This window comes from Larkinella harenae, from assembly GCF_054780515.1.
In genome coordinates this window covers 2,044,188-2,068,410 of record NZ_BAAGWE010000001.1, presented here as the reverse complement: position 1 = coordinate 2,068,410, position 24,223 = coordinate 2,044,188, and the positions used below count along the sequence as shown (strand labels likewise).

Annotated in this window: 17 protein-coding genes; 5 read left to right on the top strand and 12 right to left on the bottom strand. The window is 53.4% G+C overall.

Features of this window, described 5'->3' with window-relative positions; all coding sequences use genetic code 11:
• Window positions 1–20: 20 nt before the first annotated feature.
• The 3 genes from ACYVH9_RS08395 to ACYVH9_RS08385 form a co-directional block, all read right to left on the bottom strand.
• Window positions 21–3,473: a SusC/RagA family TonB-linked outer membrane protein gene (locus ACYVH9_RS08395; RefSeq protein ID WP_460635852.1), complete on the bottom strand. Its 3,453-nt coding sequence runs from the start codon at window positions 3,471–3,473 to the stop codon at window positions 21–23.
• Window positions 3,474–3,492: 19 nt separating this feature from the next.
• A complete protein-coding gene (locus ACYVH9_RS08390) occupies window positions 3,493–4,506 on the bottom strand; it encodes a FecR family protein (protein ID WP_460635851.1) in 1,014 nt (337 codons plus the stop codon).
• Window positions 4,507–4,573: 67 nt separating this feature from the next.
• Window positions 4,574–5,245 carry an RNA polymerase sigma-70 factor gene (locus ACYVH9_RS08385; protein WP_460635850.1) on the bottom strand — a complete coding sequence of 224 codons (672 nt, stop codon included), beginning with the start codon at window positions 5,243–5,245 and terminating at the stop codon, window positions 4,574–4,576.
• Between the two features lie 182 nt (window positions 5,246–5,427).
• Between ACYVH9_RS08385 and ACYVH9_RS08380 the strand changes: the two genes are divergently transcribed.
• Both ACYVH9_RS08380 and ACYVH9_RS08375 read left to right on the top strand, forming a co-directional pair.
• The gene (locus ACYVH9_RS08380) at window positions 5,428–6,918 is read left to right on the top strand and encodes an arabinose isomerase (RefSeq protein ID WP_460635849.1); all 1,491 of its coding nucleotides are present in this window, start codon (window positions 5,428–5,430) and stop codon (window positions 6,916–6,918) included.
• A 243-nt stretch (window positions 6,919–7,161) separates the two neighbouring features.
• Window positions 7,162–7,416 carry a hypothetical protein gene (locus ACYVH9_RS08375; protein WP_460635848.1) on the top strand — a complete coding sequence of 85 codons (255 nt, stop codon included), beginning with the start codon at window positions 7,162–7,164 and terminating at the stop codon, window positions 7,414–7,416.
• Between the two features lie 53 nt (window positions 7,417–7,469).
• Here the strand turns inward: ACYVH9_RS08375 and ACYVH9_RS08370 are convergent, their stop codons facing one another.
• A complete protein-coding gene (locus ACYVH9_RS08370) occupies window positions 7,470–8,318 on the bottom strand; it encodes a helix-turn-helix domain-containing protein (RefSeq protein ID WP_460635847.1) in 849 nt (282 codons plus the stop codon).
• 90 nt (window positions 8,319–8,408) lie between these two features.
• On the opposite strand from ACYVH9_RS08370, the gene ACYVH9_RS08365 reads away from it, so the two are divergent.
• From ACYVH9_RS08365 to ACYVH9_RS08355, 3 genes are all read left to right on the top strand, one after another.
• Window positions 8,409–9,350: an NADP-dependent oxidoreductase gene (locus tag ACYVH9_RS08365; protein WP_460635846.1), complete on the top strand. Its 942-nt coding sequence runs from the start codon at window positions 8,409–8,411 to the stop codon at window positions 9,348–9,350.
• 132 nt (window positions 9,351–9,482) lie between these two features.
• The gene (locus tag ACYVH9_RS08360) at window positions 9,483–9,995 is read left to right on the top strand and encodes a PPC domain-containing DNA-binding protein (protein ID WP_460635845.1); all 513 of its coding nucleotides are present in this window, start codon (window positions 9,483–9,485) and stop codon (window positions 9,993–9,995) included.
• Between the two features lie 194 nt (window positions 9,996–10,189).
• Window positions 10,190–11,245 (top strand): LLM class flavin-dependent oxidoreductase, encoded by a 1,056-nt coding sequence (locus ACYVH9_RS08355; protein WP_460635844.1) that lies wholly within the window; start codon window positions 10,190–10,192, stop codon window positions 11,243–11,245.
• A 78-nt stretch (window positions 11,246–11,323) separates the two neighbouring features.
• On the opposite strand, the gene ACYVH9_RS08350 is transcribed toward ACYVH9_RS08355, so the two are convergent.
• From ACYVH9_RS08350 to ACYVH9_RS08315, 8 genes are all read right to left on the bottom strand, one after another.
• Window positions 11,324–13,012 (bottom strand): RagB/SusD family nutrient uptake outer membrane protein, encoded by a 1,689-nt coding sequence (locus tag ACYVH9_RS08350; protein ID WP_460635843.1) that lies wholly within the window; start codon window positions 13,010–13,012, stop codon window positions 11,324–11,326.
• A gap of 12 nt (window positions 13,013–13,024) precedes the next feature.
• The gene (locus tag ACYVH9_RS08345; RefSeq protein WP_460636461.1) at window positions 13,025–15,952 is read right to left on the bottom strand and encodes a SusC/RagA family TonB-linked outer membrane protein; all 2,928 of its coding nucleotides are present in this window, start codon (window positions 15,950–15,952) and stop codon (window positions 13,025–13,027) included.
• Window positions 15,953–16,664: 712 nt separating this feature from the next.
• Window positions 16,665–18,014: a hypothetical protein gene (locus ACYVH9_RS08340; protein ID WP_460635842.1), complete on the bottom strand. Its 1,350-nt coding sequence runs from the start codon at window positions 18,012–18,014 to the stop codon at window positions 16,665–16,667.
• Between the two features lie 110 nt (window positions 18,015–18,124).
• On the bottom strand, window positions 18,125–20,545 hold the full coding sequence (locus tag ACYVH9_RS08335) for a glycoside hydrolase family 2 TIM barrel-domain containing protein (protein WP_460635841.1): 2,421 nt from the start codon (window positions 20,543–20,545) through the stop codon (window positions 18,125–18,127).
• Between the two features lie 176 nt (window positions 20,546–20,721).
• Window positions 20,722–21,195 (bottom strand): DUF6691 family protein, encoded by a 474-nt coding sequence (locus ACYVH9_RS08330; protein WP_460635840.1) that lies wholly within the window; start codon window positions 21,193–21,195, stop codon window positions 20,722–20,724.
• A gap of 11 nt (window positions 21,196–21,206) precedes the next feature.
• The gene (locus tag ACYVH9_RS08325; RefSeq protein ID WP_460635839.1) at window positions 21,207–21,779 is read right to left on the bottom strand and encodes a YeeE/YedE family protein; all 573 of its coding nucleotides are present in this window, start codon (window positions 21,777–21,779) and stop codon (window positions 21,207–21,209) included.
• Between the two features lie 171 nt (window positions 21,780–21,950).
• Window positions 21,951–22,490 (bottom strand): YfiT family bacillithiol transferase, encoded by a 540-nt coding sequence (locus ACYVH9_RS08320; RefSeq protein ID WP_460635838.1) that lies wholly within the window; start codon window positions 22,488–22,490, stop codon window positions 21,951–21,953.
• Between the two features lie 177 nt (window positions 22,491–22,667).
• Window positions 22,668–24,191, bottom strand: a complete 1,524-nt coding sequence (locus ACYVH9_RS08315; RefSeq protein ID WP_460635837.1) for a SusD/RagB family nutrient-binding outer membrane lipoprotein — start codon at window positions 24,189–24,191, stop codon at window positions 22,668–22,670.
• Window positions 24,192–24,223 lie beyond the last annotated feature (32 nt).

Here is a 24,223-nt window from a genome sequence, read left to right as displayed (position 1 = left end):
GGTGTGAGGGTCGGTTGAGGTTAAAGCGTCAGGTTCAGACCAACGGAAATTACTTTTTGCTGCGGATAATTTCGCCCGTTCACTTCACTCACTTCCGGGTCGAAATTCCGCATCTTCGTCCAGGTTAGCACGTTCTGCCCGGCCACAAATACCCGCGCGTTTTGCAGCTTGATTCGCTGGGTAATGGCCGCCGGAATGGAATAGGCCAGCATGGCACTTTTCAACCGCAGATAACTGGCATCGCCCATCCAGAAAGAAGACCGCTGGGTGTTGTTGGTGGTTGGAGCCGCCGTGATCCGCGGGTTGCGGGCGTTGGGGTTTTCGGGCGTCCAGTAATCCAGGTTATCTTCGAGCGCCCCCATGCCGTTGAAGAAAGCCCAGGCGGCATCGTTCTGGTAGTAAAAATTGGTTTTGGCCGCACCCTGAAACAGCAAATCCAGCGTAAATCCTTTATACTGCACGTTCGGCGCAATCCCGTAAATAATGCGGGGGGTCGCCACCGGATCGCCGATCTGCGTGAGGTCATCGTCATTGATTTTGCCATCTTTGTTGATGTCCTCGTAGCGAATGTCACCGGGCTGCACTTTACCCCAGGGCTGCACCGCAATGCCGGGTTTCAGGTTACCCGCTTCGTCAAAATCACCCGGCTGAAAAAAGCCGACCGACTGAAAGCCAAATTGCGTTCCGAGCGGTTTTCCGGTCAGCCGCCGGTTGAGGTTATTGTAGGTAGCTGCGGCTTCGAACACCTGCAACAGTTTGTTTTTGGCGTAGGTGAAGTTCCCGTTGAGCGACACCCGCAGATCTGACCCGAACCGATACGTGGATCCGATGGACAGATCCACCCCCTGGTTTTGCATGACCCCCGCGTTGACCTGACTCAAGCCGATGCCGTACTCGGAAGGCACAATCACATCCGGATTCACCAGCATGTTGGAGCGTTTCTCGTAGAAATAATCGGCTTCCAGACTGATCAACCCTTTCCACAACGTAGCCTCAATACCGACATCGGTTTTCTTGGCCCGCTCCCAGGTAATATTCGGGTTGGGCTGGTTGCGCTCCCGGATGGCCTGAACGGCATTGCCCCCAATGACGTAGGCCGGGCCCGCCACGCTGTAGGTACTCATGTATTGAAAGGCACTGCCGGCCAGCGCGCCCACTTCGCCGTACGATCCCCGGAGTTTCAGGTTGTCAATCCAGCGAACATTCTGTTTGATGAAATTCTCTTCTGACAACCGCCAGCCGAGCGAGAACGCCGGAAAAAAGCCGAAACGGTTTTCGGGCGCGAAGAAGTAACTGCCGTCGTACCGCCCGCTGGCTTCTACCAGGTATTTATCAGCATAGTCGTAGGTTACCCGGTATACCAGGCCCATCTGCCGGGCGTAATTGGAGGTTCCGGTGGTCGTCATATCCGCCTGACTGGAACTGCCCATGTCCAGCTCGTCAATGTTCAGGTTAAAATTCCGGCGCGTGGCTCCCAGCACCAGCCCGTTGTTGGCTTTGGCCTCAAAAACGCCCAGCGCTCCGACGGTGCTCTTGCCAAACGAACGCGTGTAGTTCAGGCTAGCCTGGTAGGTCAGCTGCTGCGTCTGGTTGTAACTCTGACTCAACGATGATTTGGCCTGCCCAAAAATACCGTCGGTAAATACGTACGGTTTTTGCGCGGTGTTCACACTCGCCATACGGACCGGCGTGGTCCAGATTTTATCCATGACCATCGTTGGATCATAAGCAATGGTTCCCTTCGCCATCAGTCCCGGAATGAACGGTATTTCCTGCTCAACAGACAGCTGCGAATACAACGCCGTGGTGTTGGTTTTCTGGTAACCGCTGTCGTAAATGCTTCCGGTGACGTACGTTCCGTTCATACCGTTGCTGAAATACAGCGGGCCGGTTTGCGGATGGGCGTAGCCAATCAACTCAAAGATACGCGACGTTCCGATCGACGGATACTGGGCCCGCTGGAGCCGACCATTGAGGTTGAATGAAATCTTGGTGGTTTTGGTCACCTGCGCGTCCAGGTTCATGGCCAGGTTATACCGCTGATTTTGGGTCGATGGCCACATACCCGCCTGGTACTGATAGCCCAGACTGGCGTAATACCGGATGCGTTCGGCTCCGCCCGACAGTTCGATGTTGTGCGTGGTGATGGTGGCATTCCGATTGACCAGCCTTTCCACGTAATTGTCGGTCGGGTACGCATCGTTATCCGAACCGTCTCTGAACTTCTGAAGGGCGTCCTCCGAATACGGCAGCGGTAAGCCAGCGTACTGGGCAGCCGCATTTTTCAATGCCGCAAAATCGTACCCGTGCAGGTAGCTGGGCATGACGGTGGGATTCTGAAAACCGACATAGCCATTGTAAGTCAGCGAGGGCGTACCGGTTTTTCCGCGTTTGGTGGTGACCAGCACCACCCCGTTGGCCCCCGCAACCCCGTAGGGTGCCACGGCGGCCGCGTCTTTTAAAATGGTAAAGCTATCAATCGTGTTGGGATCGAGTTGCTGAAAATTGCGCGGAATCCCGTCGACAATCAGCAGCGGCTGGTTGGCACCCGTCGATGAAATACCACGAATGTAAATATTTGACCCATCGCGCCCGGGTTCGCCCGATCCTTGTTTGACGATCACCCCCGGCAGCCGCCCCCCCAGTCCGTTGCTCAGGTTCGTCACCGGCACCGATGCAATCTCCTCGCCTTTCATGGCCGAAACAGCCGCGGTCACCGAGGTCTTTTTCTGCACCCCGTAACCCACAACCACCACTTCGCTCAGCGCCTTTACGTCCGGTTTCAGCCCGACATTGATTTCGGTTCGGCCACCCACCAGCACTTCCTGCGGTTCGTAGCCGACAAAACTAAACACCAGCACCGCATCCGGGCCGGGAATAACCAGCCGGTAGTTCCCTTCCGCGTCGGTGGTGGTACCCCGCTGCGATCCTTTCACGACAATACTCACCCCGGGCAGCCCATCACTCTTGGCACCGTCGGTCACGCGGCCCTGCACCGTCACCTCACTACGTTGCGGTTTTTCCGCCAGACTGGAGTTCGTTCCGACCGAAATCAGATTTTCGACGGGTCGGTTTTCGACCGGGCGGGCGACAGCGGTTTCCGGAAATCGATTCGGCGTTGGTTCCGCCCTCCCCTGCGTTCCTTTACCAGTGATGACGTAGCCGCCATTGCGGTTTTTCTTGTAGCCTAACCCAAACGGTTTCAGCACCGTCTCCAGGTTAGTCTCCAGCCGATCTTCCCAGCGAACCGCATCCGGCGAGACGAGGTACCCTTCTACGATCCGGTCAAAAAACAGGATATCAACTTTGTAATGGTTTTTCAGGTCCCGGAGGGTTTCCTTCAACTGACGGTTTTCGGGCCGGACGGTTTGGGGCTGGCGAGCCGCCGTCTGTGCTTTCGCCAGCATCTGCGCCAGCCCGGGCTGGATGATGCCAATCAGCAGGGCCAACAGAAGTGGTATTCTTTTTTTCATGGGTTTATGGAGAGACAAGTTAGTTGGCAGGCTCGGTAATGATGATGCGGTTACCCTCTCGCTTATACGTCAGTTCGGAGCCATCCATCAGTGACTCCAGCAATTCATCGGCATTGTGGGCGGTGAAAGAGCCCGAAACGGTCCACGACGCCAGTTCAGGGTCGGTTATTTCAACTTCCAGTCCGTAATTTTCCCGGAACAGGTGGACGATTTCCTGCAACGGAGTTTCTTCGAAGACAAAGCGGTTTTCGCGCCAGGCCGACGCGTTTTCGGGCTGACTGAGCTGCCGCAACTGCACCGGACCATTCCGGCGTTCAAGCGTTGCCAGGTCACCGGGTTTCATCAGCAACTCCCGGGGCAACTGGCCTTCCTGATACCGCAGCCGAACTTTGCCTTTGTTCAGCACTACCCGACCGCCCCGTTCCCGGTTATAAACCGTAAATTCGGTCCCCAGCACCACCACTTCAAAGTTTCGGGTGGTTTTGACAATGAACCGTTTATGATCCGGTGTGTGCCGAACCGAAAACGTAGCTTCGCCCGTTAGCTCGACTTCCCGCGTCTGCGACCCAAATCCAAACCGGGGGACTTTCAGGCTGGAATTGGCATTCAGCGCAACTTCACTGCCATCGGTCAGCACCAGCTGGCGGGTTTCACCAAAAGCGGTGGAATACGTTTCATTCAGCAACGTCTCCCGGAACACCCATCCGAGGCCCACAGCCAGCACCACGGTAGCCGCTGTGATCCAGGACGACCGGCGTTGACGCGCCCAAAACCGCCCTGAAGCGCCAATGGGGTCAGGACGACTTGTCTCCTCTTCCGGCGAATGAACCATCCGGCGCTGGTGGCGTTCCATTGCGGCCTGGACGTTGGCTACGTACTGCGGATGCTGGCTTTCCCAGATTTCCAGCCAGGTATAAAATTGCTCCCGGTTATCCGCATCTTTCACCCACTCGTCGATCAGCTGCTTCTGAAAAGCAGATGTTCGACCGGCGAAATAATTGAATAGTAATTCCTTGGTTACTTGCGTTTTCATAATTCAGGCGTGGTTCAGCGCTCCCCGTCGGGCGGCTTGACACACGATTCAGGAAGTGCTTGTGGTCTTATTGCGAATACTGACAGAGGCTGATGAGCAAAATCAGCCATTTGTCTTTCAGGAAGGCCCGGACGTGGTGAATGGCCCGGTACATGTGCACCTCAACGGTTCGGAGCGACAGGTTCAGTTCGGAAGCGATTTCGGCGTATTTCCGGCCTTCAAACCGGTGCATGACGTAGACGGTTCGCTGTTTCACCGGCATGGCATCAATCGCCTTCTCCACATCGTGATACAACTCTTCAAACTGCGTGACGGAATCGGGCTGTTGCTCAATGGGAAACGAAATTCGCTCGGCCTGGTCCAGCGAGGTATTCCGTTTCATCTCGGCCCGCACGTAGTCAAAAGCCCGATTTCGAACGGCCGTAAACAGAAAAGCCCGGTACGAGCTGGTGATGGTACTATAAAGCCGGTCGGCATGAAACTCGTAGAAAATATCCGACACAATATCCTCGGCCACTTCCTTGGAAGAAACAAACCGGACGACGTGGCTGCACAAGGGTTGGTAATAATGCTGAAAAAGCAGTGCCATCCCCGCATCCGGATTCTGCTTGAATGCACTGTGAATCAATCGTTCAACATCCAGCAAAGCCGCTGGACGCTGGGGAGGGTGCTCTCCGAACGAAAACGGATGTCCATCGCTGCAATCCGGATCCGGCAATAAACGTCTAACCTCTCCCATGTTGGTGAATGTATAGAATTGGTGTCAAAAGGTAAAATTCAGGGTTTAATACCCGGAGACGATTTGGCCCCGGAAAAACACTTACTGTTTTTTTATTTTTTTTAGGAGATTTGAAAATTCATTGCCGGGACTGCGCCAAAACCGTCCCGATTCACGTGCTATTTCGACGAACCCTTTTACTCATGCAGACGAACCCCCGCATCGAAACTGATCAGCAATTGCATTCTTTATCCCCTTCTCTCCTCCCGTCTTTCCCCTTTAAAATTGGCCTGTTTGGCATTGGCCTCGACACCTACTGGGCGCAATTTGACGGCCTGGAAGAACGTCTGAAAGGTTACCTCCTGCGGGTAGAAGAGCGGTTTCGCCGGCCGGATGTTGACGTTGTTAACCTGGGGTTGGTCGACTCCCCGGAAAAAGCGCTGGTAGCCGGTCACCAGTTCCGGCAGGCCGACATCGATCTGCTCTTTATTTACGTCACGACGTACGCGCTCTCGGCTACGGTGTTGCCGGTGGTGCAGCGGGCCAAAGTGCCGGTCATCATTCTGAATCTTTCCCCCGAACCCGCCATTCAATACGAGTGGTTCAACCAATTGAACGACCGCACCCGCATGACCGGCGAATGGCTGGCCTACTGCTCGGCCTGCCCGGTGCCGGAGATTGCCAATGTGTTCCGGCGGGCCAACATTCCATTTCAGCAGGTTACTGGTATGCTCGAAAATGACCCCGAAGGCTGGCAGGAAATTGACGAATGGATCGAGGCCGGGCGGGTGGCGCATAGGATGGCGCATAACTGCCTGGGCCTGATGGGCAATTACTACAGCGGCATGCTCGACATTTATTCGGACCTGACGCTGCAAAGCGCCACGTTCGGCGGCCACATGAAAATTGTGGAGGTAGACGAACTCTCGGCCCTGCGCGAAGCCGTTTCGCCGGAACAGATTCAGGCACGAATCCGTCTTTTCAGCGAAACCTTCGATGTGCAGGACGACTGCGCCCCCGAAGAACTCGACCGGGCCGCCCGCACCTCCGTTGCGCTGGATCAGCTGGTGGCAACCCACGGGTTGGGTTCGCTGGCCTATTACCACAAAGGCAGCGGCAACCCGGCCAACGAGGATACGATGAGCTCGGTGATTCTGGGCAACTCGTTGCTGACAGCGCGCGGTATTCCGGTGGCTGGCGAATACGAAGTCAAAAACGTGCAGGCCATGAAAATCATGGACAGCTTTGGGGTGGGTGGCTCCTTTACCGAATACTACGCCATGGATTTTACCGACAATGTAGTGTTGATGGGTCACGACGGGCCGGGCCACATCCGGATTGCGGAATGCAAAACCAAGGTTCGTCCGCTGTATGTTTACCACGGCAAAGTGGGTAAAGGACTTTCGGTGGAAATGTCGGTCAAAAACGGCCCCGTCACGCTGTTGTCGGTGGTCGAAAATGGCAACGGAAAAATCAGTCTGCTGGTGGCCGAAGGAGAATCCGTTCCGGGGCCCATTCTGCAAATTGGCAACACAAACAGCCGTTACCGGTTTTCGCCCGGTGCCCGGCAGTTTGTCCAAGCCTGGAACAGCCACGGTCCGGCCCACCACTGTGCCGTCGGCGTCGGTCATATTGCCTCAAAGCTGGTCAAACTGGGAGCCTTGCTGCGTATCGACGTAATTCAGGTTTGCTAACTGACCTTTGCGCCAATCGGGCTGTCCAAATTTCTGTTGATCGGGGTTCGGGCAGCCCGCTCAACCGTTTGCTCAGTTGTCTATTCTCCCGGCGGTTTGGGATGCTGCCAAGCGCTTTTTGTCTCTTCGTTTCCCGCCCATTGAGCCGCCATTTCTCAACCCGCTTACTTTGTTGCATAACGTCCGCAAATGCCATCCGGCCAACGAGCTGACGATTCACGATTGCCCACAAACAACAAGACGATGACAACAAGTAAGCCACTATCCCTTCAGGCAGAGCGGCCCATCAAAGTGACTACCCTTGCCATGACACTGGCGTTTTTTTTCGTTACTTTTGCTGCCATCGGGTTGCTAGGAACGGGATACCGACTCTGGTCTGCCGGCCAACCGTCGGCGACGCTCTGGGTGGTTTTTACCCTCGAATTAACCTTTCTGGTCGCCGGTGCTTCGCTGTATCTGCTGGCGCTCGGTGAGAAATCTGGACATGCTGAACAATAGTTTGTTGCAGACCTGACAGGTTTTGTGGGTAAAACCATAGTTGGAAGTGACTGTTAGAATCCCTCCTGTACCAGTACTTTTCGAAAGGCCGTCGGGCTGTGCCCTTTCTTCTTGCGGAAAAACTTGTTCAGGTGACTTTCATCCGTAAAACCCAGTTCCTGCGCAATTTCATTGATGCGCATGTCGCTGTGCCTTAGGCGCACTTCAATCAATTTCAGCCGGTAATTGGTGATGTACTGCTGCATGGTTTCGGCGGTGTGTTTCTTGAAATACCGCCCAAGGTACGTTTCGGAAATGCCAAAATGACGGCTTACGGCTTCCGCCCGAATTTTCTCCGGCTCATAGATATGGTTCTGGATGTAATTCAGGATATCCAGTGCTTTCTCTTCAGTTTTCGCACTCACCTGCTCGGGCATGTAGTTGGCTATGTTGCGGGCCACAACCACAATCAGCGTATTGACCAGCTGCCGAATCAGTTCCTGATTGTACAAATCCCGGTTTTCGTACTCCCGAATGATGGCTTCCACCACGGGCCGTACCAGTTTTTTATCCGACTGATTTTTCAGAATACAGCCCGGCTGGTGGTTGGCATTTTGCAGGATATACTCCAGCCGCTGAATACTACCCGTTTGCAACGCCCCCGACTGCACGTAAATGTCGTTGAACCGCAGGAAAAACAGCTCCGATGTGGTTTCAATATAAAGCGCATGGCAATCGTCCGGCGTAATCAGAAACAGATGACCGGCGTGGTAGTTAAACTGATTTTGATTGATGCACTGCCGACCCGTGCCCGACAAAACGTACACCAACTCGAAAAAGGAATGCTGGTGCTCCAGCTTCGGGCATTCGTCCAGCGTCTTATAAACGATTTTGAACGGTTCGTGCAGACTTTCTTTCAGCATGGCGCCAATTTACCAAAAAAGAGAAAATATATACCACACAACATCAATCTCAGCGGTATAAGTTTGCGTCATCATTCAAAGATCACCACTATGAAAGCAATTTTGTTAAACGGTTTTGGCGGTGTTGACCAACTCACTGCAACCGACATCCCCACGCCCACGATTCAAAGCGATGAAGTGCTGGTTCAGGTAAAAGCCTTCAGCATCAACCCCGTCGATGTAAAAACCCGGGCGGGCAAGGGCGTTGCCGGGCGATTGAAAGACGTTAGTCCGCTCATTCTGGGTTGGGACATTTCCGGAGTCGTTACTGAAGTGGGTGGCCAGGTCACGGATTTTAAAGCGGGCGACGCCGTGTTTGGCATGGTCCATTTCCCCGGTCACGGCAAAGCATATGCCGAATTTGTAGCCGCTCCAGCTTCGCAGCTGGCGCTCAAGCCCGCCAGCATTTCGCATGAAGAAGCCGCAGCCGCTACCCTGGCCGCGCTGACGGCCTGGCAAGGCATGCAAAGTCAGGGGCCGATCCAACCCGGCCAAAAAGTCCTGATTCATGCCGCAGCCGGTGGTGTGGGCCACTTTGCTGTGCAGCTTGCCAAACAATGGGGGGCATACGTCATCGGAACGTCATCGGCCGCCAACCGGGATTTTGTGCTGAGTCTGGGAGCCGACGAGCACATTGATTACCAATCCCAACAACTGGAAGAGGCCACGTCCGATGTTGACTTTGTTTTTGATACGGTTGGGGGCGACAACATTGACAGGTCGCTGCCGGTGATTAAACCGGGCGGCACCATCATCAGCATTCCGAGCGGCAAAAATGACCAGGTTGCCGAAAAAGCAGCCGCTCAAGGGATCAACGGTTTTCCGTTCATGGTTTCGTCCAATGGAGCCGACATGAAAATACTGGCCAACCTGCTCAACCAGGGCATTCTCAAAGCGCACATTTTCAAAACTTTTCCGTTCGACCAGATCGCCGACGCTCATTTGCAGGTGGAAACCGGGAAAACCGTCGGAAAAGTCATTGTAACGCCATAAATCCGGCTGAGCCTTCCTGCTCTTTCGGCCTGTGAATAAACTTTTAAGCAACCAGCAGGTTCAAGAGGCAGAACAAAACGGTATCCTCACTCTTCGATAAAGCTCATTGAAGAGTGAGGATTTGACGACATAATGAGAACGCTATCAGGTCTTTTCCTCCTATTTCTGCTGATTTTATTGGCCGGTTCGGTCAAGGCTCAAGGCAATAAATCAGCTTCTCCCAAACGCTATGTCAAAGTTCCGGCGGGTTATCTAATGGTATTGCGTCAGGGCGATGACGTATTTGCCCAACTGGAAAGCCTTGCCCAAACGGAAAAAATACCGTCTGCCAACTTCACGGGCATGGGCTTTGTCAATGTCACATTCGGTTATTTCGATCAGAAAACGAAGGAATATAATCCCCGAAAATTTGAGGATGTCGAACTGGCCAGCCTGACCGGCTCCATTGCCTGGCAGGACCAAAAACCGTCGCTGCACATCCACGGCGTCGTCACCGACCGCAGCTTTCAGGCTTATGGTGGTCATATGCTGTCGGCCACGGTGGGTACCGGCTCGGTCGAAATTCTGATTACGATTCATGACAAACCGTTGCAACGCGTGAAGGAAGAACCGTTGGGTGCCAATGTCTTACAGCTGGGCCAATAAGCAGGAGTTAGCCTCCCAATTCCCTCTGTCGCCGAGTGGCAATCCGTTAGCATAGCGACCTGATCCGCAAAAAAAATACACAAACACTTGATTATCAAACAAAAACAACCAGATCAACTTTTCTTTCGCTAATTCTGTTGTAGATACATCAATTGATGCCGTAGGCAATAACAACCTCTTTAAATAGATGTCGCATGGAATTAGGAATCAGTAGCTTTGGAGAAGTACAACCCGATGGCGTAGCCGGAAAAGCGGTAAACGCCCACCAGCGTATGCAGCAATTGCTGGCCGAAATCAAGCTGGCCGACGAAGTCGGACTGGATGTCTACGCCCTGGGCGAACACCACCGCCCCGACTTCATGGTATCGGCCCCCGAAGTGATTCTGGCCGCGGCAGCCGCCCAAACCAAAAAAATCCGGCTGTCGAGTTCCGTCACGGTATTGAGCTCGGCGGACCCGGTACGGGTTTTCCAGAACTTCGCGTCGCTGGATCTGATTTCCAACGGGCGGGCTGAGATCATGGCTGGTCGGGGTTCGTTCATCGAGTCCTTTCCGTTGTTTGGCTATGACCTGAAAGATTACGACGAACTGTTTACCGAAAAACTGGACCTCCTCCTGGCCATCAACCAAAGCGAAATTGTTGATTGGGAGGGCAAGTTTCGTCCCGCTATTCACCAGCTCGGCGTCTATCCTCGCCCCTACCAGGCTCAGCTTCCGGTCTGGCTCGCCGTGGGTGGCACCCCCGCTTCGGCGGTACGGGCCGGCACGATGAACCTGCCAATGACGCTGGCGCTGCTGGGCGGCACCCCAGACCGGTTTGTGCCGTTTGTCAACCTGTTCCGGCAATCGGCCCAGAAAGCCGGTCACGATATTTCGAAATTACCGCTGGGCATCAACTCCCATTTTTACCTGGCCGACGAGTCGCAACAGGCAGCCAATGACCTCTTTCCAGCGTACGAATCCATGATGAACCGGATTGGTCGGGAACGTGGCTGGTCACCGCTCGGTCGGGAACAATACGAATACATGCGGAAATATGGCCCATTGATGGTGGGCAGCCCGGAGCAGGTCATCGATAAGATTCTGCACTTCCACGAACTGTTTAAAAATACCCGCTATCTGGCGCAGGTGATTGGCGGAGCCCAACTGCCGCACGCCAAAATCATGCATTCCATCGAGTTATTTGGGACAAAAGTAGCGCCAGCAGTTCGCAAAGCGCTTCAAACGAAGCAGGCCGAAGTTAACTCGTAAAAGCGGTTTCAAACCAACGGTTTTCAACAAAGGGTCGTTGCTGAATAATCCAGCAACGACCCTTTGTTGAAAACTCGATCAATAGCCCGCGTTCTGCATCAGATAGCCGGGAATGTTGGACGCGCCATCGATGGCCGTCTGCGGAATCGGAAAGATCCGCTTTTGCCGATCGGTGTTGGTTTTCTCCGTCCACGTTCCCTCGTACTTGCCAAACCGGATCATGTCTGTCCGGCGCAGCATTTCCCAGTAAAACTCAAAGCCACGTTCACGGAACAACAAGTCCAGGCTCATGGAAGTCAGGGCCGGGGGGGGCGCTGTGGCCGTCCGCGACGCCCGCACCAGGTTGATGTCGGCCAGGGCACTGGCGGCATCGTTGCTTTTGCGCAATTTGGCCTCAGCCCGCATGTGATACACCTCCGCCAGCCGCAGAATGATGATATCGGCTTCACCGAAGTTCCGGCCACTCACCGACTTCTTGCTGAACTCGTATTTCTCTACCCGGTACCCCGTGTTGTAGTTGCTTCCCGCTACCGTAAAATCGATTTGCTCCGTGAATTCGACGGGCTGCGTCGGACGGTTTCGGGTGTCGTGGAATAACTTGCCAACTTTGAACCTGCCATCCGCACATTTCAAGAACACGCCGTTCCGCCGGATCAAACCGTACTGCTGCCCGCGCAGGATGCCCCGGTTGACATTGAAATTGGCTTCGGCGACGCAGGAATCTGCCGGATTGGAGTAAATGGAGAGGTTCTGTTTGTAAAACCGTGGATCGACCGATGCGGGGTCCTGGGGCGCGTACGCATTCACCCAGGTCCGGTAGTAATCGGGTGTGATGCCGGGGCCGTCAGTTCCGTTGGCATTCGGGTAAGCCGGAATCGCGAACTGGTCGCCCGATAGTGAAAAATACGCCATCCGGTTATGGCCGTTCAGATCGGCCCGCTGATCGACCGCAAAAATCAGCTCCTTGTTGTCGTGGTTGTCCGAGTTGAAGATCGAAAAGTAATCCCGTGATAGTTGGTATTGCCCCGAGTTAATGATCTTATCGCAGTATTCCACCACCTTGTCCATGTCTTCCGGCTTGAAATTGAACTGCGCAGCATAGCGATCCCTGTACACGGCCGCGTTCAGGTACAAGCGAGCCAGCAACCCCCAAGCGGCCCCTTTCGTCAACCGTCCGGGTCCGACGGTAGTTTCCAGATCCGGCTCCACGGCCAGCAGTTCGTTCTTGATGTATTCGAAAGCCTGTTCACCGCGCAGAATGGTGGAGTTGACGGCCAGATCGTCTTTCACGAACACCAATCCAAACAAATCCAGCGTCAGCATCGAATAATACGCCCGCATTCCCCGCGCTTCGGCCAGGTAGGTTTTCGTTACCGGATCGTTCAGTGTCGGCAGCGTCGTGCTGGCAGTGATGGCGCGTGAAATTCCCTGAAAAATCAAATTCCAGGTATTGCGCAGGTTGGGATCCGTGCTGGTATGCGTGTGCTGGTGCAAGGCCAGGTAAATCCCGTTATCCCCCCAATCGGTTCCCCCTCGGTACGGCAGAATAGCTTCGTCGGTCGTAATTTCCTGAAGTGCAAAATAGTTGGTATGCAGAAAGATATCCGGCAAGCGGGCATAAATCGGCGCCACAATTCCGTCGGCAGCCTGGCGGTCGGAAAGGCCCGAAGCCGAAGCTTCATCCAGCACATTTTCGGTCAGATTCGTACAGCCGTTCAACACATACGCACCGGCCATCATCAAAATAATTATAACTGTTTTTTTCATGATTGCGAGGAATTAGAAAGAAAGGTTCAGACCCAGCACGAACGTTCTGGCTTTCGGATAACTCAGGTAATCAATCCCGTAAGACGAAATACCGTTGACCGTCCGGTCGGTGTTTACCTCCGGGTCAAAACCGTCGTACTTCGTGATCACGAAGAGATTTTGGCCCGTAGCCGACAACCGAATGCCGGAAACCCAGCGATTGATACCCAGCAGTTTCGGATTCAGGTTGTAGCCCAGCGACAGGTTGTTCAACCGGAAGAAGGAACCGTTTTTCAGGTAGCGGCTCGACACCGGAGCCGAGTTGTTGACCGATTCGTTCGGATACTCGATGGCTTCGGGCGTGGTATTCAGGCTTTTCGACAACCGCAGTTTGTAGAAGTTGGCGTTGGCCGTGTTGTCGTAGATTTTGTTACCGGATACGCCGTTGAAGTTGACCGCCAGATCAAATCCTTTGTAAGCCGCATTACCGTTCAGGTTGAACTGCTTCGTCGGCAGAGCACTACCAACCGCCACCCGGTCTTTGTCCGTCACGATACCATCGCCGTCTACATCGCGGAACGTGCTGATCCCCTTGTCATCAAAACCGGTGAAATCTTTCAGGAAAAACGTTCCGATGGGGTGGCCGTTGATGTAGCCGTTGATCGTGGCCGAGGTCAGGCCGGAGCCGGAAGCACTGCCCGATGCAATGACGGTGTAGGGCGAATTGTTTACTTCATTGTCGATAAACGTAATGTTTCCACCAACGTCAAATCGAAAACCGCTCAGGCTGGCGTACCGGTAATTCAAATCCAATTCGACGCCCTGGTTGGTAATCGTCATGTTCGGAACATTAGTCCAGAATGTACCCGCCGGTTGAACGGGGTCCGCCGGAATCACTTCGAGCAGAATGTTGTTCGACACCTTCCGGAAATAATCGACCGAACCCGACAACGCGCCTTTGAACACGGCAAAATCCAGCCCGATATCCGTTTGAGAGGACACCTCCCACTGAATGTCCGGATTGGCCAGCCGGGCGTAAGACGTTCCCGCCGGATACGGACCCGTTGGCGTTAAGGGATAACTGGTTCCGGCCGAGACCGTTGAGGTAAACAGCGCCTGCGTGATTTTCGACGGAATTTCCTGGTTACCCGTCTGGCCCCAACCGGCGCGAAGTTTCAGATCCGAGAACGGCCCTGATTTCAGGAACTCTTCTTCCGACAACCGCCAGCCGACCGAAAACGAGGGAAAAATACCGTATTTATTATTCGCCCCGAATTTGGAGGAGCCGTCGGCGCGCACCGTTGCCGTCATCAGATATTTATCGTTATATTGATAATTGACGCGTGAGAAAAACGATTGCAACTCATTTTCGTAGGCAAAACCGGCCGGTTTGTTGTTCGCCAGCGTCAGTTCCTGCCCCAGGCCGGGGTTGTAAATCGGCTCAATGGGCGAAATCGGGAACTTGTTAATGCTCGACATGCGCTCCTGTACGAAAATTTTCTGGTACGAATGCCCCAGCAAAGCCGTCAGGTTGTGCTTGGTATTGGAATACGTATACGTGAAGTAATTTTCAACCAGCACGTTACGATTCGTTTTGTAATACGTTTCCAGCCGACCATCCCGCAGTGGAACCGCGTTGGGCAGCGATTGCAGATCGCGCACGGAATTGGCGTTATCGACACCCAGGTTGAGCTTGTACACCAGATCTTTCGTGATCTTCAGGGAAGGAGAAATGTTACCCACTACCCGATTCGTCGTGGTAACATCTTTATCCAGCTTCAGAATAATCAGCGGATTGGTTCCGGCCTGGTACTGAAACGGCTCGCCTTTGCTATCGTAAGCCGGTAAGGTCGGGTTGGTCGAAATGGCTCCTCCAATCAGGCCTTCGGTAGGTGGCCGCAGGTTGTAGGTGCTGCTGGCGTTGAGGTTGACATCCACCGTCAGGCGGTCTTCCAGGAATTTCTGCGACACATTAATGCGGCCCGTATACCGGTTGAGCTTGCTATTTTTGATGATACCATCCTGATTCTGAAGCCCGAACGAACCGTAATACGTCAGTTTATCCGATCCACCGCTAAATGACAGGTTGTGATTCTGGGTGTATGCGGTCTGTGTGATTTCCTTCTGCCAGTCGGTCGATGCTCCTAAATCTTCCAGAACGCCACCAACCGCCGGAACCTGCCGCCGGAACTCATCCGCCGAAAAAACCGGCAGTGCCCGCGTCAGGTGCGAAATGCCTACACTGGACGAAATATTGAAGGTCGAAAATCCGGCTTTGCCCTTCTTGGTGGTAATCAGCACCACCCCGTTGGCTCCGCGCGAACCGTAGATAGCCGTCGCCGACGCATCTTTTAAAACATCAATCGACTCAATATCCTGCGGATTCAGAAAGTTCAGCGGATTGGTCGCTCCGCCCGTGCTGGAGTTGTCGAGGGCAATCCCGTCGAGTACAAACAAGGGCGTACTTCCCGTGCGAACACCACCCGGCCCCCGGATGGTAATACTCTGATTACTCCCCGGTTCACCACTGGCAGAAGTCACATTGACACCCGCAACTTTGCCCTGCAACAGTTGCTCCGGCGAGTTGATAATGCCTTTGTTGAAATCCGTGCTTTTGATTGACTTCACGGCTCCGGTCATGTCCTTTTTGGACGCGCTGCCGTAGCCGATTACCACCACCTGCGACAATTCCGAGGCAGCGCCTTTCAGCAACACGTTGATCGAAGTCCGGCCATTGACCGGAATCTCCTGCGACGTAAATCCGATAAATCCAAAAACCAACACCGCTCCGGCGTCGGGCACAGCAATCCGGTAATCGCCGTTGGCATCGGTCGTGGTGCCGCGTTGCGTCCCTTTCAGCACAACGCTACAGCCCGCCAGCGCTTCGTTGGTCGTTGCGTCCGTGACCCGGCCGCTAACGGTTAGTTCAGCGGCCTTTTCCTGGCCCATCGCAGCCGGCATTTTAGCAGTCGCTACCGGCTGACTTTTCCCTTCGAACGCCAGGACGGCGAACGTCAGCAAGATGCCACAGAATCTCCGCCAATGAGTTCCCACTGGTGGAGCAATTGAGTAAAAATTTAGCATAGTGTTTTAAGTAAAGAAGGTGACAAAGATTTCCTGAATCCGTTGAATTCCACTCGAATAACCAAATATTTAAAAATAATTTAATATATGCGAATGGTCGGAAAACGTATAAAAGGCGTAGACGCTGGAACGGCTCTCAACTCGTTAAAAAACGGTCAAATTGAAGCGTAGAAGCCGTTGTTAGGTTCCGAAAGAACAAAGATTTTTTTCGGAGCTGCGCACTTTTATTTTGGCGGGATAACGGTCGTTCCGTTCACATTTAAAATCCGGCCTGAACCAGAATTCATCTGACTGTCCGATAACCGGTTAGCAATACATCAAAAAAGCCGGGAGACATTGGTCATCCGGCTTTTTATGAGCAATCCATTCAGTGCAAAACCGTTTTCGATTTCGCAAAATAAGTCAATAACGAAAGGCGGTTTTATACCCGGTTATTTGTACCAAAAAGCGGATACTACCAGCCCAATCATGGCTCCATTGGCAGACGACAACAAGCACATACCTGGTCTCCTCCTCAGCTGACGCCCGGCCGATCACATAACAAATCGGTAAAACAGATCGAACACCACCCGAGTTTGGGTAGGCCGCATCAGTTGAGTCCAGTCGGTTCAGCCCAGTCTTTTTCCTCCAATTCGTTGATAAAATAATCGGTAACCCGGATCTCGTTGCGTTGCGAACCCTGGGTTTGAACTTCTGTGAAGGGCAGCAAGACGCCCTTCACAGTGCGGAAGTTCTCGTACCGAACGGTCGTTCTTTTGCCCTCCGACGGCAGCTCCTCACCAACCACCCGGTACTTGGCATCCAGCATAAGTTTGAGTTGCGCGCCATCCTTGCGGTACGTCAGCGCATAACCGCCGTTGCGTAAGGCTTCCACGTCACCCTGCCGCAGCGTAGCCATCCGTTCTGCGTGCAGCCCGGAAAAACCCGCGTACCGGTTGGCTTCCTTGTCGCGGATCCGAACGTCGGTCAGGGGTGTCTTTTTTCCCTGCAACCACGACCAGCCTTTCTGCCCATCCCAATATTCCGCATAAACCCTTTTTCCAGACGCCCGGGCCTCGGCCATCGTACGCGGTTGTTGGTAATCGGACTGCGTCACCATCAAAATACCGCGCGATTGCGAAATAACTTTCAGGTTTTGAATGGCATCCAACGCTTTTCCACCGTGTGCTTCCCGGGCCTTGTCTACCAGCTCCGAGGCCGTTGGCAAGTTGACGGCCGGCTTTTCCTTTTTCCTGGAACTACTCTCTTTTCCGTCGTCCTTGGTGTAAATCCGGCCGTTCATTGCGGCAATTTGTTCACCGTCTTTCGTAAAAAAGAAACTCTGAGTCTGAGATTTTCCAGTGTTGTATTTCAGGGTGAGCATTCCATCCTGATAGGTGTAGGTCCCTTCGTCCTCATTCTTATTATTGGTTCCACCACCGATGTTATCCCCTGAAACCATCACCGTGCTGTGCCGCGAATGACTAAAATTCCCTTTCCCGTCGAAATGGATTCGGTTCTGGCTGAATGTGCCGACGTACGGCAGGTTGGTTCCGATGCCGCCCGAGCTGGACCCGCCCGTGTATTTAAAGCTGGAAGCGGGTATGGTCGCCTTCATTTCCATCGGCATCAGAATGAAATTTCCGCCGGACAGATTCCCTTTCTCAGTGATTTCGTAGGTTTCCTTATCGCCGTCTGTATACGTCATAATCACTTCTTTCCCACTGACCTTAAATTTCCCTTTCACGGTTTTTTTCCAGTTAGGATCTTTCAGGTCATTGGTAAACGTGCCGTCTGGTCGAAAGTAAATTACGATATCATCCCGCTCCATAGCCCCACCGACCCACGCACTGATTCGCAACTGAATCCCGGCGTAGATGCCGCTGACGGGTGCCGAATTGCACGATTGACAAAGAAAAATCAGGACAGAGAGTTGAAAAAGAACAAAATAGCGTTTCATAGGCATTCTTTTAACACATGAATTGGCTAACTCCCGAATATGTTCAGGTTTGCATAAGAAAACCAAAAATCTTCTGAATTGTCTACTGAAAACCAGCCAATATTTGTTGATTAGCGCACCGTAATCGTAATTTCTCCAGACGCCAACCCGGGCGCGGTAGCTTTCAACATCATGGTTCCGGCTTGGGATTTAGGCCGCAGAATGGCCAGACAACGCCCCCGGAATGTGGTCTTGGCCGGTTTCTGAAAACTGCTCAGGTCGGTGGGGTTGGCATTGCCTACGCCCGCCAGCTCACCCACGCCCGTCAATTGAAACACTACCGGAACCGCAGCGTTGGGAATGACTTTCCCGTTCTCATCGACCACCTCGACGGCAATGTACGACAGGTCGTTTCGATCGGCCCGAATAACGGCGCGATCGGCAGTGAGTTGCAGGTGATGCGGTTTTCCAACCGTCGTCAGCTCAACCACCCCAACGGATTCTCCCTTATCGATGGCGGTTGCCTTCAAGGTTCCGGTTTGGTACGGCACCGTAAAAGTTGCCGTGATGCTGGTATCCGGAATTTGCTGCTCCCCAATCAGATTCCCGTTCAATTCCAGCCGGACCAGCGGACCGCGCGAAAAAACCCGGACCTGCAACGGTTTTCCTTCCGCCCCCGGCCAGGTCCAGCTCTGCTGCTCGTTGGGCCAGCCCCAGTTGGTCACGGTTTCTTTCATGCCATCCGGAATCGGACTGTGCACCGCCAGTTCAATGGGTCGGTTGCGCCAGACCACATCGCGGTAGTACGATTGCGGCTTCTTGAATCCGATTAAATCCAGATCACCGCAGTAGGCATTGAACCACGGCCAGGGCAAAACCGCAATCGTGCTGTCTTTGGCATTGTTGGGTTGCAGCAGCGAATGGCCAATGGCGGTTTCACCCATGTAATCCATAGCCGTCCAGACAAAATCACCGATCACGTACGGGTGTTTTTCCACCATCTGCCAATTCTGAAAAGCTTCTTTTGCGAACGTTTCCGTACCCAGCATGACGCGGTCCGGGTGGCGCTGGTGGTCAGATTCGTACTGTTTCCATTCGTAATTGTAGCCGCCTACGTCCAGCAACGCAAACGCCGGATCGGCGTCGGTCCAGACCTTGCCGGGATGTTCCCAGAACACGCAGAGTGCTTCCGTAACGGGGCGCGTCGGGTCAAGACGCCGGGTTTCGTCGGCTAGTTTTTTCGTCATCGCCAACCCCGCCGGTTCGGCGCGTTCGTTAATTTCATTGCCGATGCTCCAGATCACCACCGACGGATGGTTCCGGTCGCGCCGAATCATGGCTTCCAGATTCCGTTGCCACCATTCGTCGAAAAACCGGTGGTAATCCTGCGGTTTTTTGGGCCGCTGCCACATATCGAACGCTTCGTCGATCACGAGTAAACCCAGCCGGTCGCAGGCATTCAGAAAAGTGGTCGAGGGTGGATTATGGCTCGCCCTGACGGCATTGAACCCGTTTCTTTTCAGCAACTCTACTTTGCGTTCCTCCGCCCGGTCGATGGCTACCGCCCCCAGCGGGCCGTTATCATGGTGCACACACCCCCCTTTCATCAAATAGCGCGTTCCGTTCAGCATAAAACCGTCCTGAGCACTGAACGCAATCGTACGAATTCCGAACGGTGTGGTCAGCGCATCCAGCTTTTTGCGGCCCGACAAAACCACCACCTGCGCCTGATACAGATGGGGCGTTTCGGGCGACCAGCGCTGAGGGCTAGCAACCGTGATGGTTTGCTGGCTCGCAACCTGCCCGCTCACAGGCACCGTGAGGGTTTGCTGTTTCCTCCCCACCACTTTTCCTTTGGCGTTTGTCAGGGTGACCTGCACGATAACCGGCATTGACTTTCCGGCTGCATTCTTCACGGTAGTTGCCACCTGCACCTGCGCCGACTTTGCCGTCACCGTTGGTGTTGTGATGGACACGCCAAACGGAGCCAGATGAACCGGATCTGCAACAGTGAGCCAGACGTGCCGGTAAATACCGGAACCGGTGTACCAGCGGGTATTTTGCCCAATGTTTTTCACCCGGACCGCCAGCACATTTTCCTGCCCCGGTGGCAGCAGATACTGCGTCAGATCGTACTGAAAAGGCGTGTAACCGTAAGGATGATAGCCCAGATGCTGTCCGTTAATCCAGACGTCGGTCTCCATGTACACCCCGTCAAAATAAATTGAGACGTTTTTCCCTTTTTCGGCGGGATTGATCTTGAATGTTTTGCGATACCAGCCGGTTCCGCCCACCGTGTACCCCGTTGAAGTAGCCCCCACGCTGGCGCGCGAAAACGGCCCGACCACCTGATTGGGCGTTTGACCCGGCAAATCCTCGATGCTCCAGTCGTGTGGCAAATCGATTTGCCGCCAGTTGGCGTCGTTAAAATCGCGGCCTTCGGCGCTCACGGTGCTGTCTTTCAAAAACCGCCAGTCTGCATTGAACAGGCGGGGTTGCGCCAGGGTCTGGATGGTAGTCAGCAGGCTACAAACGAATAGGAATCGTTTCATGGTTTCAGGGTATTTCACAGAGTGAGCAGAACGCTGATGAGCGCCACTTCACGGTGCAACAACTCGGATTAGTATTACACTAAAAACCCGTTCCACAGCGCGTTGTTCTCCATGAACGGTGCGTCGATGCGCCCTTTGCCGAATGACAACAACATTGCCGAAGCCTGCTATTCCGCTTATTTATTCTGAAAAAAACCGTACGTCCACGTTCCGGCAATGGCGCTTAGCAGGGTGACCAGTACAACGACAAAACCGCTGCCGATCTGGGCAAATAGCGGCCCTGGACACGCCCCCGTAATGGCCCAGCCCAGTCCGAACAACAACCCGCCGTATACTTGTCCGGAATGAAACACCTTCGGCTGAATGACTACCGTTTCACCCGATAAAGTTTTGATATTAAATCGTCTAATGAGCCAGATCGATACCATGCCCACTACGACAGCGGAGCCAATGACGCCGTACATGTGAAAACTCTGTAACCGAAACATTTCCTGAATCCGGAACCAGGAAACGATTTCCGCTTTTACAAAAACAATCCCGAACAGAATCCCGAGCAGGCCGTATTTTAGGTTTCCAATGATCGTTTCGGACCGCTTCATGGCGTTGGCCGCTTCAGAAACCGGGTCTGGTGTTTGCTTGACAGTATGCATAAGACGAAGTGTTAAAAAAATGTCATGAGATAGGGTAAAATCAGGTTGGCCATCACAAACCCACCGATCATGAAACAACAGGTGGCTACCAGCGAGGGCCATTGCAGGTTGGAAAGTCCCATGATCGAATGCCCGGACGTACACCCACCTGCCATGCGGGTTCCAAAACCTACCAGAAAACCGCCCACCACAAAGAAGAGTAATCCCTTTAGCGTAAACAGATTGGCGACACTGAAAATATCAGTCGGCATCAGTCCCGAGAAATCCTGGACGCCCAATGCTTTCAGGTCAGCCACGGTTTGGGGTGATAAATTAATGGCTTCCGGATTGGCCAGAAACTGCGTCGCCAGAAAACCGCCGATCAGAATTCCCGCTACAAAAAACAGATTCCAGCGTTCACGCTTCCAGTCGTATTGAAAAAAAAGGAGGTTGGCCGGAATACAGGCCGCGCAGATGTGCCGAAGCGAGGAGGAGATTCCAAACGATTTATTGCCAATCAACAGCAAAGCGGGTACTGTTAACCCAATCAATGGTCCGGCAACATACCACGGCCAGGGTTTTCGGATTAACTCCAATACATCCATACAATCCTTGATCAGATTTAAACATTCATTTACTGGATTGAAACCACTATTTTAATCGATAAATTCCATAGATAATCTTACCCTGTTATAATTACCGGGCAGAATCAGAAGATCCGACCATTGTGGTCGTTTATTCCGGTTTTTTTACCGCTTCAACGGGTTCGAATTCGGTTACAATAGCCCCAATGCCAGCTTGATATGGGCCAGGTGATGCTGCACGTGCCAAACCGACATGCCCACCGCCTGCGCCTGGTTGATCCAGATTTTCCGAACCGGATGGTAATACGTACGGGCCAACTGCGCTTCATCAAGCGATTTCGCCAGGTACGCATACCGCCGGTGAACGCCCTCAAAAAGCAGCAAGGAGGCTTCCACCGGAGCCGTTTGCGCATCGGGCGTTGACGCCCAACCGTCCATATTCACCAGGGTAATCGTGTCGTAATCAGGCTCAGTCAGCACCTTTTTCATCCGAAAGAAGTGCAACAACTGCATATCGGCAACGTGGTGGACCAGTTGCTGGACGTTCCAGCTTCCTTCCCGGTAGGTTTTCGCCAACTCGTCGGAGGATCGATTTTCGACTAGCTGACGGTATTGCGCCGGTGCGGTTTCCAGAATTTCGATGTTTCGGGCCAGTTCTTCCGGCGTATAGGATTGCTGAAGAGCAAGAGGCCCGATTGGAAACTTGCGATCAATGGGTTGTTCGGTATTCATTGTCAACGGTTTTAAGCGATTCAAATTGACTTGAGTTCACCCGTAAATTTTAGATAAAAACCGCAATTTACCGCGCTCCACCACGAACAATCCTGTTTCTTTTGAGGCATGTTTACAAAAAAAGATGCCTCCGAAAACGGAGGCATCCCACAATTTTACTTTCACAATTGCGTCCCCTTACTGTTTGTCCCACCAGATGCGGGTCGTAAACAGATCCGGGCCTTGACGGGTAATGGCCTGCTGGATGTTGGGGTTGATACCCGGTTCGCCCTGCGGATAACGCAACCGGCGCGGAATCTGGCCATTGGTTTCGTTACCCGGATAATTGACCGGCGTCAGCACCGGAATACCCGTTCTCCGCCAGTTCGACCAGCCTTCGATGTGATTCAGCACCGAACCCGTGATGGCCCACATTTCTGTATGGATTGCGGTCATTTTTTCCGCCAGTGAACCCGCTGGATACGGGTTTGCAGCTGCGTACGCCGTTACTTCTGCCGCCGGGATGGTTCCGCCGTAGGAAGTCAACTGGTTGACGCCCGCGCTCTGACCAGCCTCAAATTCGGCTTTGGCATTGCCGGTAGCCCAGCCCCGTTCGATGGCTTCCGCTTTCAGTAAGCGTGCTTCGGCGTGGGTCATGATAAAATACGGATTTGCCAGCACGTACATATTGGGAGCCACCCGTGAGTAGTTGTCCAGATTGGTTTCCGGAAGGTTTTTCAACGAGGTCGCGTCGGTGCCCGGCGGAATGCCGCGTTGTTTGGCAACCGTCCGGTCGCCGTTTTTGAGGGCTGCAATAACCGTCAGACGGGGGTCTTTACGGTTTTTCATGGCATCGATGAAGGTGCTGGCCCACTGAATGTTGTTTCCGTTGGCGATTCCGCGCCCGGCCCCCAGATTCCAGGAGTTGGAATTGGAGTTGGTACCCGCTCCGGTGTCCGAAAACTTGATCAGAAAACTGTCGTCGTTGCTGGCCATGATGCCGCCGTCGATGGCTTTTTTGGCCCATGCCTGCGCGTTGGTCGGGTCGACTTTCTGCATCCGCATGGCCAACCGCAACATCAACGAATTGGCACCACGCTTCCATTTGTCCAGATCACCAGCGTAGATAAAATCAGCGGCCTTCGGAATGTACGAACTGGCGCTGAGCGCTTTACTGGCTTCTTCCAGTTCTTTCAGCATGTCGGCATAGATATCCTTCTGAGCATCGTACTTTGGCGAAAAGTTACCGTCCAGGTAACCCAAACCAGCTTCCGAATACGGCACATCACCGTATAGATCCGTAATGACCGCCATTTCGACCACCCGGAGAATGCGCGCCATCGACAAAATGTTTACATTTTTCGGATCTGCCTTCGCAAGAGAGATCAGGTTCACCAGGTTTTTGATGGAATTCGGATAGGAGTTCACGAAATACGCTTCACTCAAATCGCCCTGATACGTATAAACTGTTCCACGGTAAAAACCGACTTCGACCGACGACATCTGCTGAATGACCGTGGAGGCATAAATAAAATTGGCCCGCCAGGACTTGTACCCCGGGTCACCCGCCGATCCGGGAATGTGCAGGGTCGCGCCGGACAAGAGGTAATCCAGCGGTACAGAAGAAGGCGTATTGGGATTGACGTTGATGGTTTCGAAGTCTTTGGTGCACGCCCCCAACGTAAACAGCAGCGTACTCACTATCAATATTTTGCGTAACATAATCGTAAGGAGTTTCTTTAAAGGTTCGAGAG